This window comes from Stenotrophomonas sp. STEN029, from assembly GCF_056760015.1.
Genome location: NZ_JBRREC010000016.1, coordinates 52,464 through 64,981, shown reverse-complemented (window position 1 = coordinate 64,981; position 12,518 = coordinate 52,464). Strand labels below are relative to the sequence as shown.

General features: G+C 58.6%; 11 protein-coding genes. 5 read left to right on the top strand and 6 right to left on the bottom strand.

The features are described 5' to 3' along the window. Positions 1 to 21 precede the first annotated feature (21 nt). Positions 22 to 648, bottom strand: a complete 627-nt coding sequence (locus ACVOLI_RS05735) for a DNA-binding protein (RefSeq protein ID WP_481533875.1) — start codon at positions 646 to 648, stop codon at positions 22 to 24. Positions 649 to 752: 104 nt separating this feature from the next. Between ACVOLI_RS05735 and ACVOLI_RS05730 the strand changes: the two genes are divergently transcribed. After that, the gene (locus ACVOLI_RS05730; protein WP_481533874.1) at positions 753 to 1,838 is read left to right on the top strand and encodes a site-specific integrase; all 1,086 of its coding nucleotides are present in this window, start codon (positions 753 to 755) and stop codon (positions 1,836 to 1,838) included. A 48-nt stretch (positions 1,839 to 1,886) separates the two neighbouring features. On the opposite strand, the gene ACVOLI_RS05725 is transcribed toward ACVOLI_RS05730, so the two are convergent. Continuing rightward, positions 1,887 to 4,142, bottom strand: coding sequence for a Mov34/MPN/PAD-1 family protein (locus tag ACVOLI_RS05725; RefSeq protein WP_481533873.1), 2,256 nt, complete (start codon positions 4,140 to 4,142; stop codon positions 1,887 to 1,889). Positions 4,143 to 4,144: 2 nt separating this feature from the next. Beyond that, positions 4,145 to 5,323, bottom strand: a complete 1,179-nt coding sequence (locus tag ACVOLI_RS05720) for a ComEC/Rec2 family competence protein (protein WP_481533872.1) — start codon at positions 5,321 to 5,323, stop codon at positions 4,145 to 4,147. A gap of 119 nt (positions 5,324 to 5,442) precedes the next feature. Between ACVOLI_RS05720 and ACVOLI_RS05715 the strand changes: the two genes are divergently transcribed. After that, a complete protein-coding gene (locus tag ACVOLI_RS05715; RefSeq protein WP_481533871.1) occupies positions 5,443 to 6,342 on the top strand; it encodes a helix-turn-helix transcriptional regulator in 900 nt (299 codons plus the stop codon). A 4-nt stretch (positions 6,343 to 6,346) separates the two neighbouring features. After that, positions 6,347 to 6,997 carry a hypothetical protein gene (locus ACVOLI_RS05710; protein WP_481533870.1) on the top strand — a complete coding sequence of 217 codons (651 nt, stop codon included), beginning with the start codon at positions 6,347 to 6,349 and terminating at the stop codon, positions 6,995 to 6,997. A gap of 181 nt (positions 6,998 to 7,178) precedes the next feature. On the opposite strand, the gene ACVOLI_RS05705 is transcribed toward ACVOLI_RS05710, so the two are convergent. From ACVOLI_RS05705 to ACVOLI_RS05695, 3 genes are all read right to left on the bottom strand, one after another. Continuing rightward, positions 7,179 to 8,618 (bottom strand): hypothetical protein, encoded by a 1,440-nt coding sequence (locus ACVOLI_RS05705; protein ID WP_481533869.1) that lies wholly within the window; start codon positions 8,616 to 8,618, stop codon positions 7,179 to 7,181. Between the two features lie 461 nt (positions 8,619 to 9,079). Then, entirely contained in the window at positions 9,080 to 9,427 is a 348-nt protein-coding gene (locus tag ACVOLI_RS05700) for a hypothetical protein (RefSeq protein WP_303747905.1), read from the bottom strand. A 706-nt stretch (positions 9,428 to 10,133) separates the two neighbouring features. Next, positions 10,134 to 10,571: a winged helix-turn-helix transcriptional regulator gene (locus tag ACVOLI_RS05695; RefSeq protein ID WP_481533877.1), complete on the bottom strand. Its 438-nt coding sequence runs from the start codon at positions 10,569 to 10,571 to the stop codon at positions 10,134 to 10,136. Between the two features lie 123 nt (positions 10,572 to 10,694). Here ACVOLI_RS05695 and acuI point away from each other — a divergent pair, with 123 nt between their 5' ends. Together acuI and ACVOLI_RS05685 are read left to right on the top strand one after the other, a co-directional pair. Then, a complete protein-coding gene (gene acuI / locus ACVOLI_RS05690) occupies positions 10,695 to 11,681 on the top strand; it encodes an acrylyl-CoA reductase (NADPH) (protein WP_481533868.1) in 987 nt (328 codons plus the stop codon). A gap of 38 nt (positions 11,682 to 11,719) precedes the next feature. Further along, positions 11,720 to 12,508 carry an SDR family NAD(P)-dependent oxidoreductase gene (locus ACVOLI_RS05685; RefSeq protein WP_481533867.1) on the top strand — a complete coding sequence of 263 codons (789 nt, stop codon included), beginning with the start codon at positions 11,720 to 11,722 and terminating at the stop codon, positions 12,506 to 12,508. Positions 12,509 to 12,518: the final 10 nt, after the last annotated feature.

The following is a 12,518-nucleotide window of genomic DNA, read 5'->3' as shown; positions in this document are numbered from 1 at the left end:
CGAACCGCCTCGATCTTGAACTCATCCGTATAACGTTTCGTGCTCATAACCACCTCCGCCTAAGCCATAGTTTATGGCTGCGAGGTGTCTACGAAATCCTGGGCGATTCAGGGCTTCGAGGGCTTGCCTTGCTACACCCAACTGATCCAGCCGCTGATCCACAGAAGCACGTTGCTGTGTCGACTCTGTCAGTTGCGATTGAAGCTGATCCACGAGTTGCCGAAGCTCTGCTACCTGGGTCAGTGCGAGACTTTCTGCGTGGGCCGAGGCCGTGGCTTTGGCATGGAGTTCAGATGCTTCCTCGGCAAAATTCTGTTGCTGCACGCGAAGTTCATCGTTCTCGTCCGCAAGCGACTGTTTGGCCTCGGCAAGCTCTTCCAACACAGACTCGCGGGCATGCTGCAGCGCCAGCGCCCACCATTGCCCGGCCAACTCGGCCAGCGCCGCTGGCGCGTCCTTTAAATCTGGTCGTTTCGGCTGCAGTCGGAGCCCCAGATTTTTCCACCAAGTCTCGAGCCAGCGCGTCACGGTGTTGGGTGAGCCCGTGCCCAGGTGGGCGCGGATGCGTTCTACCGTCGGGCGCTCGCCGCTGGCGACCAGCTCGTCGGCGGCGGTATGAACATCGGATTCGGTGATGCCGCGGGCCATGCTGACGTCTCCTGTATCGGCGCCCTACTCTATTGATCGCGTACTCACGATAAGTGATGATTATCGTTAGTAGATGCTCATTTTCATAACGTACATTACATAGTATGAAACGAAATAGCACATTGCCTGCCGTGGTAGCGACGGCCGCGAACCTGGTACTCCCCGAGCAGCTGGCCCAACAGGCCGCCGAAGCGGTGCGCGAACTACTCGCCGAAGCCGCAGCGGCGAACACGACCCGCAGCTACGCCACGGCGCTGCGCTACTGGGCCGGCTGGCATCAAGCCCGCTACGGCGTCGAACTGGCGTTGCCCGCGAGCGAGGCCGTGGTGATCCAGTTCCTGATCGACCACATCCAGCGCAAAGGCAAGACCGGCCTAGTCAGCGAACTGCCGCCGACGATTGACCAGGCGTTGGTGGCCGCCGGCCTCAAGGCCAAGGTCGGGCCGTTGAAGCTGTCGACCGTGGTCCAGCGCGTGGCCGTGCTGTCTACGGCCCACAAACTCAAGCGACTGACTAATCCGTGCGAGCTGCCCAGTATCAGGACGCTCTTGAGCCGTGCCCGCCGAGCGTCAGTCAAACGCGGTGAGCGGCCGACCAAGAAGACAGCCATCACGCGCCCTGAGCTCGAGGCCATGCTGGCGACTTGTGATGGCACTTTGGAAGGGATTCGGGATCGCGCCCTGCTCTGCTTTGGGTTTGCCAGTGGCGGGCGCCGGCGTAGCGAGATCGCTGCGGCCGATCTACGCGACCTGCGCCGGATCGGCGAGGCGGGCTACATCTACCGTCTGGAGCACAGCAAGACCCAGCAGGCCGGCGTCACCGCCACCTCGACGCCGGACAAGCCGGTGCTGGATCGGGCCGCCCTCGCCCTGCAGGATTGGCTGGAAGCGTCCGGGATCATCGAGGGGGCGATTTTCCGGCGGTTGTGGAAACAGCGCGTCGGCCCTGCCCTGTCCCCGGCCGCGGTCGGCGAGATCGTGCAGCGACGGGCGCGCTTGGCGGGGCTGGAGGGGGATTTTGGCGGGCACAGCCTGCGGTCGGGGTTCGTGACCGAAGCCAGCCGCCAGGGTGTGGCGCTGCCGGCGATCATGCAGCTGACCGAGCACCGGTCGGTATCGAGTGTGGTTGGGTATTTCCAGACCGGCGGAGCGACGTCGAATCCCGCTGCACGTCTATTGGAAGATCACTAGAAATTGCGCAAAGGCTAGGTCTGTACGTCCGCCATTCTGTAGGCATAACTAGGCCCGCGCAGCTGTATCCTCGGTTTCAGCTACCTCGCCACCACCGACGAACACATTGACTTCGTTTTCAGCAACGATCGCCATGATCGCAGGCAGCCCATCTTCCCGAAGTCGAGACTCAAGTTTGGCAAGCAGCTCCTTGTCCAAGGCACTTGGAACCGCTCGGACACCCGGGGGATGAGAATGCCATTCGCCGATGTAGCCCACCATGCCGCCGGTTAGCGATGAAGCGTGTTCAACCAGTTCTAGCACCCCTGCCCTACCCCGAATGAAGCTGTCGGGGTGAGCCACACTATCTAAGGGCGCCTCTCGCGCATCGACGATCGTTACCGTTCGCACCTTGTGGTCAAAGATGCCAAGCAACACACCACCCGTTTCCACCGGCAAGCATGCCGACCTCATCGCGAGCATCTGGTCCTCAAGCCCTTCGTCCCACCTCACCTTCCAAGAATATCCTTCCAAGCTTCGAGCCGGCCTGACTGCAATCGATGCGACACTCACCGCACCCGAGTTCTCATCATGGGTTCGAATTTCAATACGAGCATTTGGCTCTAGGACACCCAGCCTTAAGGCTCGGGAGAGTTGAGCGGCGTGGAGCTGAACAAGCGCATGTGACAAGACAAAGCTGTGATCACGACAACCGGCCCCGACACGGATCTGTGCTCCGGTGTGCAAATGCTTCTGCCCCCAAGGCTCGTGCAGCAGAGCTCGATAGTATTGCGCTTCTAACGCCGAAAGACGCGTGCAGCGATGCTCATCCTCTAACATTAAGACAGATGCAAGCCCCGAATGCGTAAAGAACACGGATGCCGAGCGAGGGAGATCATGCTCAGACCAATCGCGCGGCACGGAGAGCGTTGTGGACGCGTCGACGAGCAATACGCTTTCGCGCAGACAACTTTCCACCTCAGAGGCATCAAGGTCACTTGCAGATGCGTAAACAGCTTTAGCGAGAATCGGCCTCGCAAACACCGCATCAATCTTTCTGCGAATGACATCAACTTTCTTTAAGCCGATGTCGATGGCGTTAGCTTCGTGGCGGACAACGTTGTGGGGAGCCACCTGATCTGGATCGATGAGGTTCCACTGCCCCCATTGCGAGCGAGCCCATAGATTTGCGAGCGCGCTACCGAGTGATCCGACCCCCGCCAATGTGCCCCGAAAGTTTGCCATGCTCGCTTCTATGCCTGACATCGCCCGAGCTTGCATCATAGGAGGCGTTTGAAGGACCTCTAAAGGTGCAAGCTTGAAGGCACGGCCCTCCTCACTTAAAGCGGCCACAGCCCCCCCCAATAGGTCGATGGCATAGGCCTTCGCGTTAGGGGCCGAGCGACCCAATACACCGAGCTCGATTCCAACATCCTCCCAAGTCGCGGCAACAGCGTAAGCCCGAGCGTCCCACCGATCTATTTTCCCGTCTCGCAAACGTGGAATTCGCAATAGAAGAAGCAGCTGCAACTTGCATGCTGTTTTTTGATTTTCTAAACGAGTAAGGCTTTTCAAGGCTTCGGAAAGGGCCGGCGACAAATCAGACCCCAAAGCCATTAGTTGGTCGTCCAGGGCGCCTAGCGTGGAGGGGCTTCGCTGAATAGGCTGATGGCCAATGGGTGGCAGATCTAAGATAGCAACTTGCCAGCGAGGGGCGCCGTAAGTTGCCTTGGTTCCCGCTAGCCAATAGCGTCTCTCCGCGCTTTCGTCGGCGAGATTGAGATGAAGCCGGTCCTTTTTTTCGCCGTCCCAATCCGAGGGGAGAACCACTACGTCGCCAGAGCTATAGAAGAGCTGTTCTAATGCCTGATCCTGAGCATGGATCGTTCCGTCGGCCGTAGAAGCAAGCCACCACAGCACTTTTCGGAGGTGCCGCTCTGCGGTCCACTGCCGCTCCTCGAAGTCCCAGCTCTCATAGAGACAAAGTGACGCGGGCTCTCCGTCTGGGACGCCATTGAGATGGATGACGTCCGGAAAATCTGTGCGCAACGCCCTCACTTCGGCAGGCACCATCAAGCCGGGACAGAAGCTTAGACAAATGCGCTCCTGAGGCCAAATTCCGGGCGAGTTCTGAGGAGCAACCGTGCCGTCGCCGACGTCTGCGACCACGCCAATATGCGGCACTGGGGCTTGGATCAGGCGCAACTCCACAATATCAAAGTGAGGGTGCGCCTCACAGGCGCGCAAGAGCGCAGCCAGTTCCAAACTCGCCAACTCTTCCGGGATGGCATTAATTGGCTCACCCCAGTTGATGTAATTCGCCATCATCAGCCCGCACGCGGGGCAGCGGCCGCTGCAAGGCCTGCCGCGCCCGAACGCTGTGCTGCTCTGACCTTCGCCCCTCCGGCCGTGATCTCAATTTCAATCGGCTCCGGAGCCCAGGCTTGCGGAGTCTCGCCGGTGCAAAGAAAGGTGCCAGCCTTACTTGCCAAAATCGCCTTGTATTCTCGCTTTGCGCGGGTGCACGGCGGATCGCTCTCATCGTCCTTGATGGGCTTGGAGCTTGAAATAATCTTAGCGCCAAAGCGCGCCTGGGACAGCGCATTTCGGGCGGAAGCGCTGACCACAGCCTCTTCTCCACATCCTGACCAGCTGTCACGCGAAAAGACATGCCACGAGCAGTGGTGAGGGGTTTCAAGGACATCGTATTCGAGCACCTCGGGGGTGTCCTTATGGCGCTCCCACAAACGCTCCCATATCGCGACTTCTGCATCACCAGCGGTGAGAAAGCGACAACTGCTCTGGTTCAGCCCGGCTACGGAAGACGCCAGTTCCATGTTGAGGATCACACTGGAATGGTTCTTGGCACGCAGGTCCACCTCCTCATCATCGTCGCAAACGAGCGACGGGGCCAGAAGCTGAGCACGGAAGTGGGCATTCTCGATGCCATTGATGCGGCTAAAGTGGTCGCCGGAACGCACCAGGATCGCTTCAAGACCTTCGGTTTTTCCTCCTTTATCTTCGCCCATCAACAAGATGCGGTCGCCCTCTAGGACAGCACCATCCCGGAAACTCTGAACGCGACGCTTTGCCTCGGTTCGGAAGGCCTTTGCGTCGTCGCAGAAGGTCATGATCTTCGAGGCACGACGGAAAACAATCGGTGAGGACCACATCTCGCGGATGACGATCCTCTTCTCCGACTGCGGTTTCTCATCGTCGGCATAGCCGCTCAGCGGCCCCAGATGAAAGTGCTTTTGCAACCCCGTGCAATGGTCCTTATCCGGGTGGCTCAGCAAAAAGACGTCCACATAGGGTCGGCCATTCGCGTCAATGGGCAGGCGAGCTCTGAGGTCAGCGGCGACGTCTCGGGCCTCATCATCATTGGGGTCATCGGCACATTGCCGAATGTTGATGTCCACCAAGATGGCGCTATTGGCGAAATCGACCAGGCGCACCAGTGCCATGTCTCCATTGGCTACTGGGAAGAAGGTAATCGAAGCACTCATTGGGGTTCGCCTATCCTCTGGCCACTAGATGTAGTAGCCCTCGTGATATTGGACTATACTTACTATTCGCGTTGTGTCAATGGCGTATACTGAGTGGGACGAATGAAAGGTTCCCCCGCATGAAAGAAGCCCAAGTAGGTCCCTCGCGCCGAGGCAGGTGGGGCCAAGACCGTCGATTGGAGTTCATTGACTCCCGTCTTTACTGGGAAGGTCGACTCAATCGCGCAGATCTAACTGATTTTTTTAGCATCTCGGTTCCCCAAGCCTCTTTGGATTTCGCTGAATACCAAGCCCGAGCCCCTGGGAACATGTCCTATGACCGGGGGGAGAAGGCCTATCTGGCAGCCCCTGAGTTCGCACCGATCCTCACAGACGGCAGCAGTACCCGATATCTGGCAGAACTCTATGCGCTGACGACAGGGACAATCCCCGCTGACCTCAGCTTCTTGAGTGCTCTGCCTGCGTCGGATGTCGTGCGGCACCCTACTCGGCTGGTGTCGGCCCCCTTGCTGCGCCAGGTGTTGCGGGCGATCAATAGCCAAAATGCTCTTGAGATCACCTATCAGACGATCGCGCGGCCAGAACCCGATCGGAGGGTGATCAGCCCGCATGCGCTCGCTTACGATGGATATCGGTGGCATATCCGCGCGTATTGCCACAATCGCCGAAGCTTTCGGGACTTTCTCTTTGCCCGGATTTTGGAGTGTGAGGGGCCTAAGGCTTGGCTACCGGTTAAGATCCGCGATGAGGAATGGGAGACGCCTGTCACGATTGCGATCGGGCCCAATCCAGCGCTCGACGAAGGTCAGCGCCGCGTGATCGCGCTGGACTACGGGATGACTGATGGGCGGCTGGATATCTCTACGCGCTTGTCGCTGGCCTTTTACTTGCTTAAACGCCTCGGACTGGACCGCCCCATAGGCGCACTAGCCCCCCACGAACAGCACATCACGCTGCTCAACCGGTCCGAGCTTGAGCCTGTGCTGCCCCAACTCAACCCACGCAATTCAACCGGCTAATCTTATGGCACGCGCGCACAAAGACTCCAATCGCCTAGCGCTGCTGTCGGCTTTAGCGAGCAACCTGCTTCTCTACTACGGCCTTGCCCGTGGCTTGGATCTGGGAAAGATCAGCACTGGTGCGATGATGGGACACCTCAACTTGCTTCTGCCAGGTGGGCTGGCGATCGCCTTTACGAGCATAGTCAATGCACAACTGAGCTCGCTGCATAAGGCAAGGATCGTCTTCTGGCGTTGGACGCATCCTCTTCCCGGCACACGAGTGTTCACGGAGCTTGCCCCAGATGATCCCCGTATTGATCTAGATTCCATGAACGCCCATTTGGCCCCATTGCCGGTTGAACCTCGGCAACAGAACTCCCTCTGGTATCGCCTGTATCAAGAACAGCAAGACACTACGGCCGTTAGTAATTTGGACCGAAATTGGCTCTTTGCTCGAGACTACTGCTGCGTCATCGCGCTCCTGGCACCGATCCTAATCGTCGCAGGTATCTGGCAGCTCCCAAGTCTCAATGTCTACGCATCTCTCGTGGGCTTGTTGGTGTTTCAGTTCTTAGTCGCCCGGCAGGCGGCTAAGAACTACGCTGAACGCTTCGTCACCACTGTTGTCGCTCAAGCGCTGGCTAAACTCTCCGCGAAACCCGCGGGAAATTGAGTTGCTGCCAACATACCCGTGGCACAGTCCGAAGGCTCTTGCGCACCACATCCCCATCAATCTCCTGCGGGAGAAGACCGGATTCCAGTGGCGAGCCCAGAATGAGGCATGGGAGCGCGGGATACGGTGAAGCAGGCACATGCCTTGCGCGGGATCGAGGGCTTGTTGATCTGTCCAAAAGCTAGAGGAAACCTGCCGTACCAACAGGCTTCGACACAGATTGGCTGGTGGCTATTTCCTTCGATTGCTGGAGGACAGGTCTCATGAGAGCGAGGAAATCCTCTTCGAAATCGCCCGCGCTGTCCCCATCTGCATTCGGAAAGCGATTTTTCAGGTCCGTGAGGAAGTACATTCCACTGAACGTTGGATTGTTCTCAACTCCGAACACCTCGATCATCGTGCGATCCTTCAACGTCGCGCAGGTGTACATTGCACCCTCAAAGCTGAGCACGCGATACGGCACCTTATCGATCAGATCTTCAGGAAGTCCCTTTTTGCTGATCTGAGCCACCACGTGATCATGCAGCGCCGTCGTGGTGATGTCACTGAACAATATCCAGTCTTCGAGGGTGATGATGATGTTGAAGTACTGGCAATCGTTTTCCTGCTTAGCCTGCATTTCACGATAGATGTTGGCGTAGTTCTGAACGACAGCCTCGGCGAGCTTTATGATGTCCTTTTCCAAGTCACTGACCTGCTCCGCCACACGTCCACTCAACGATAGGCGCTTTGACTTGCACTCTACGAACGCGCAGTCTCCGGCCGATCTGATGATCCAGTCCGTCCCGTCATATCTCTGCTTTCTGATCTTTTGGGACTGCGCTTCTTCTACTTTATAGCGCTTCTCCAGGCTTCTAAGCATCCGACCCGTGATGCTCTCGAACGCATCACCGAAGGCTTGGGGAAAACTCTTTGCGTTAACTAGGTCAAAATACAACCCTTCAAGCAATCGGCGCTCCAATGCTGGTGGCACTGGGCACAGGACGAGCTCTGGGTGGCCTGGAAACAATGAGATCAACGGATAGAAGTGAAATGCATTGAAGGTGTACTCCCAGCAATCATTCTGACGCTGCGTCTCAATGAGCTTCTTGCGCATCGGCTCTACGCCCCCGGTGATGCGTTCGAAGAAGCGTGTCGACTGCGGTCTATCCACACCCAGGATTGCGTAATCCGTTGTGGTGTTCATCTGCACCCGAATGAGTGCCGAAGCGATCACGCCGAATGTCAGGACGAAATATGTGTCGACATCAATCCCAAGATGCTCTTCGAATATCGCCCGAAGGGCTGGCGTTCTATACATCGCTAGGTAGCGACCGATCTTGGCCCGTGTCAGTCGGCTGAAACGCGGAAACTGATTTTGTGCAATCCGGTGCAGCGTCAGCTTAATGTCCGTATTTGGATTGTCCTCTTGCACATCATTGGCGAACTTATCCAAAGCACTCTTTGCGTCTGCAAAGTCCGGCCAATTCGCTAAAGAATGCCCTGTAGGCCTCCCACTTCTGTCCGCATGCAAAAGCAGCTCGCGAGCCAGAAGCTCGACTTGGTGAGGAAAGAGATACTTCTCGATATCATAGGTATAGCCTCGCTCATCCCGGTGGAGATAGCTGGCAGGTAGTTTCACTTGGCCAGAGACCAACCTAGAATACTGCCATACGTGACGCAGCGAGTCCTCCAACGGCATCTTCCGTAGCGCGGACTTTACCTTTGCATAGTCTGCTGGCACGTCGCGAATGTCCTTGAGCGAAGCCGCCGAGGATAGCACCCGCACACCCCTCAACGCTCCCGTGGTGAGCTACGGCGACAGCCATATCACCTGATCGCAGAAATCATGACCATGATCCTTGGCTTCTCCTAGGAGAAAGCAAGTTTTCCACAAACCTTCAGACACCACTTATAAGAGGGATCCCTGTTTGGCGGCTCTCCAATTCTCCCAGCATGCTTGGGCTTACTGAACATGGTTGTTTGTAGCCATGATAAATCTCCCTAATCCCCTGCCCCGCTCACGTCCGCTTCCGGCCAGAAGCGGAAGTTCAACTCCGGAATTAAGCCGACCCGCGAAGCGGGGTCGACTTGAATGAATTGTTAGGCACCGCCCGCAGAATGAGGATCAAACTGCCAGTCGGTCGAAGATTGGTACACGGTGCCGTCATCGTCTTGCACGTTGCCGCCTAGAGCATGAGCAATTTGGAGCATCTTTTGGTACAGCGCGGTATCAGGCCACTTTGTGCTGATGTTGCCTTGGAACCAATCCAGCCACGGCTCCTCATAGGCCGACTTTCCGTGCCAGCGTGCGAAGTAGTCGCCTTGCGAGGTGTCGAGTGAAAGTTCCGGATCAGACTCGATGTATGACAACCACTCATTCTCAGTGATGGGTGAAGCCTCATTGTCCGCCCAAAACTCAGCGCGGGTGATGTATAGCTCGACTCCCATGGCCACTCCTGTGGTGCCTAACTCTGGAATTAAGCCGCGCCGCGAAGCGGCATCGGCTTGAATGAATTGTTAGGTGGCGACATTTGGTGGTGCAATTGCCGCCAGAACACTCGTGCCACAACTTGTGCAACGGAACCCGGGTTTGCCAATGTTGTCGTAAGCGACCCCGTCTATGACCAGATGACAGCGGACGCAATGAAACGCCCCGCCAGACTTTTGGCCTGCTCCGGGAACATATCTAACTCCTTGCCCGTCAAACTCAACGACCCACCACTGGCGCTTGTGGTCGTACTGCGCAGTGCCATGTCCCTCCAGGTCCTCAGTATCATCGGACTCATCGTAGGCCACGAGTGGCAAGCCAACCGAAAGGACAGTCCCTGCGTTTGACAGGTCTCGGATGCTACCGAAAGTGTCCAAGACGACAGCAGCACGCATGGGGTCAACAACACCGGCAACCAGGCCGTTGAAGTCCGCGTAGATCCGTAGTCGCGTAGAACTTTCCATTGCCACCTAACTACCTAATAGACGGACCCGTGGGTCCGGTTATACGACTTATGCACAAAGCGCCGTATGGTGGCCTTTGCCTTTGCTCGATCTTAGGGCCGCTGGGTCCGGCTAACAAGCCAATACATAACCGGACCCAGCGGTAGGCTCGGCGGCCGCACCAATGGCCGCCATGGGTCGGAAGCGGACATCTAGCGAGCGATCAATTCGCCGTCGGCGTACGTGACTCTCGTTGCATCTTCTTTGAAGACGCTTTCTTCTTTGCGGCGGGTGTCGTTGCATCGCAATGCGCTTCCATCGGCGGCAGGTGCTGCTGATCGGCGCGATACCGCTCGCCCCACTCACGAAGACTGAGCATCACCGGCGCCAAAGTGCGTGCTAGCGGCGTGGCTTCATATTCGACGCGCGGGGGGACTTCCGCGTACACGTGTCGGATGATCAGGCCGTCTGTCTCCAGCTCGCGCAGCTGCAGCGTAAGCATGCGCTGGGTCGCGCTGGGGATCAGTCGCGTCAATTCCATGAAGCGCTTCTTGCCTGTCAGTACATGGAATAACAGCAAGGGCTTCCATACACCACCGATGATCGAGAGCGTCAGCTCTACGGCACAGCCACTCTTGGGGTCCAGTCGCTTCGGGCGCATGACGATGCTCACCTAGTGCCCATAGGCACATAATTGATAGTAACGGCGATAGTTGTGCGTTCTTACGACAAACGCGGCACCGATCTATAGTCGCACCCGCTTCCCCACTAAGGAAATGGTGCCATGTCATTCCGTGCAATCCTCGCCACCCGTGCCGACGACGGCGCGATCAGCGCCTCGCTGCAGGCCCTTGAAGACACCGCGCTGTCCGACAGCGGGGTAACCGTCGCCGTCGACTGGTCGACCCTCAACTACAAGGATGCGGTGGCGCTGGCAGGCCCCCAGATCATCCAGACGTTTCCACTGGTGCCGGGCATCGACTTCGCCGGCACCGTGGTGGATTCCGATGACGTGCGCTTCAATCCCGGCGACAAAGTCGTCGCAACGGGCTGGGGTTTGAGCCAGACCCACCATGGCGGTTACGCACAGCGTGCCCGCGTGTCGGGCAACTGGCTGGTCAAGTTGCCGACGACCCTGAGCACGCGCGACGCCATGGCGATCGGCACGGCAGGATTCACCGCCATGCTCAGCGTGTTGGCACTCGAACATGCAGGCGTATCGCCGGACCGTGGCGACATCCTGGTCACCGGCGCATCCGGTGGCGTGGGCTCCATCGCCATCGCGCTGCTGGCGGAACTCGGTTACCGAGTGGTGGCGTCCACGGGCAAGCCGGGCGAGGCGGACTACCTGCGCAACCTGGGCGCCGCGGACATCCTGGATCGCGTGCTCTTGTCGGCAGAAGGCAAGCCCATGGGCCCGGAGCGCTGGGCGGGCGCAGTGGATTCGGTGGGTGGCCGCACGCTGGCCAACGTGTTGGCACAGACGAAGTATCGCGGCACCGTCACCACGTGCGGATTCGTGGGCGGTGTGGAACTTCCCGCCACCGTGCTGCCCTTCATCCTGCGTGGCGTCACCCTCGCCGGCATCGATTCGGTCAACGCGCCGCAAGCCCTGCGCATCGAGGCGTGGCGCCGTCTGGCCGAGAACCTGGAACTGGCCAAGCTGGACACGACGGTCACAGAGATCGGGCTCGCCGACGTGTTCAGCGCGGCCGCGGAGATGCGCCAGGGCAAGGTCAAGGGACGGACGCTGGTGGACGTGAACCGGTAAGCGCGACCTCTCCTGCATCCAGACTCCATGAGGTACTCATGAATACATCGAAGCACGTCGCCCTCATCACCGGCGCATCTGCAGGCATCGGGGCGACCTATGCCGATCGGCTGGCCAAGCGCGGCTACTCGCTCGTAGTGGTGGCGCGCGACACAGAGCGACTGGGCGCGTTGGCGGCACGACTGCGGGATGAGACCGGCACCTCGATTGAGATCCTCTCTGCAGATCTGACCCGCGACTCGGACGTGGCGAAAGTCGAGCAACGCCTGCTAGCAGGCGACATCACCCTGCTCGTCAACAACGCGGGCATGTCGTTGAAGGGCGGCCTGCTGGAGAACGGGCCGGCAGCGCTTGAGCAGATCATCGCGCTCAATGTCACCGCGCCCACGCGCCTGGCCGCTGCCGCCGCAAAGTCGTTTATCGAGCGTGGATCAGGGGCCATCGTAAACCTCTCTTCTGTGCTGGCGTTCGCCCCGGAGATGTTCGAAGGCGTCTATAGCGGCACCAAGGCTTACCTGCTCAACCTCAGCCAGGCCATGGCCGCGCAACTGGCGCCGCGCGGCGTTTACGTTCAAGCCGTCCTGCCAGGTGCCACACGGACCGAGTTGTGGGAAAAGGCGGGCCGCGACATGAACGAGTTCCCACCCGGCTTCCTGATGGAGGTGGACGCGATGGTCGATGCCGCCCTAGTGGGATTCGACCGGCGCGAAACAGTGACGATTCCTCCGCTCCCCGATGAAGGCCAATTCCATGCCATGCAGCAGGCTCGGCTCGCGATGGCACCCAACCTGTCGCGCAGCGACGTGCCTGCCCGCTACCTGCGCTAATACCGGAGAA

Bases quoted from the DNA above. Each gene is read 5' to 3' on its own strand.
- ACVOLI_RS05735 (WP_481533875.1), bottom strand. From the start codon at position 648: ATGGCCCGCGGCATCACCGAATCCGATGTTCATACCGCCGCCGACGAG.
- ACVOLI_RS05730 (WP_481533874.1), top strand. From the start codon at position 753: ATGAAACGAAATAGCACATTGCCTGCCGTGGTAGCGACGGCCGCGAAC.
- ACVOLI_RS05725 (WP_481533873.1), bottom strand. From the start codon at position 4,142: ATGGCGAATTACATCAACTGGGGTGAGCCAATTAATGCCATCCCGGAA.
- ACVOLI_RS05720 (WP_481533872.1), bottom strand. From the start codon at position 5,323: ATGAGTGCTTCGATTACCTTCTTCCCAGTAGCCAATGGAGACATGGCA.
- ACVOLI_RS05715 (WP_481533871.1), top strand. From the start codon at position 5,443: ATGAAAGAAGCCCAAGTAGGTCCCTCGCGCCGAGGCAGGTGGGGCCAA.
- ACVOLI_RS05710 (WP_481533870.1), top strand. From the start codon at position 6,347: ATGGCACGCGCGCACAAAGACTCCAATCGCCTAGCGCTGCTGTCGGCT.
- ACVOLI_RS05700 (WP_303747905.1), bottom strand. From the start codon at position 9,427: ATGGGAGTCGAGCTATACATCACCCGCGCTGAGTTTTGGGCGGACAAT.
- ACVOLI_RS05695 (WP_481533877.1), bottom strand. From the start codon at position 10,571: ATGCGCCCGAAGCGACTGGACCCCAAGAGTGGCTGTGCCGTAGAGCTG.
- acuI (WP_481533868.1), top strand. From the start codon at position 10,695: ATGTCATTCCGTGCAATCCTCGCCACCCGTGCCGACGACGGCGCGATC.
- ACVOLI_RS05685 (WP_481533867.1), top strand. From the start codon at position 11,720: ATGAATACATCGAAGCACGTCGCCCTCATCACCGGCGCATCTGCAGGC.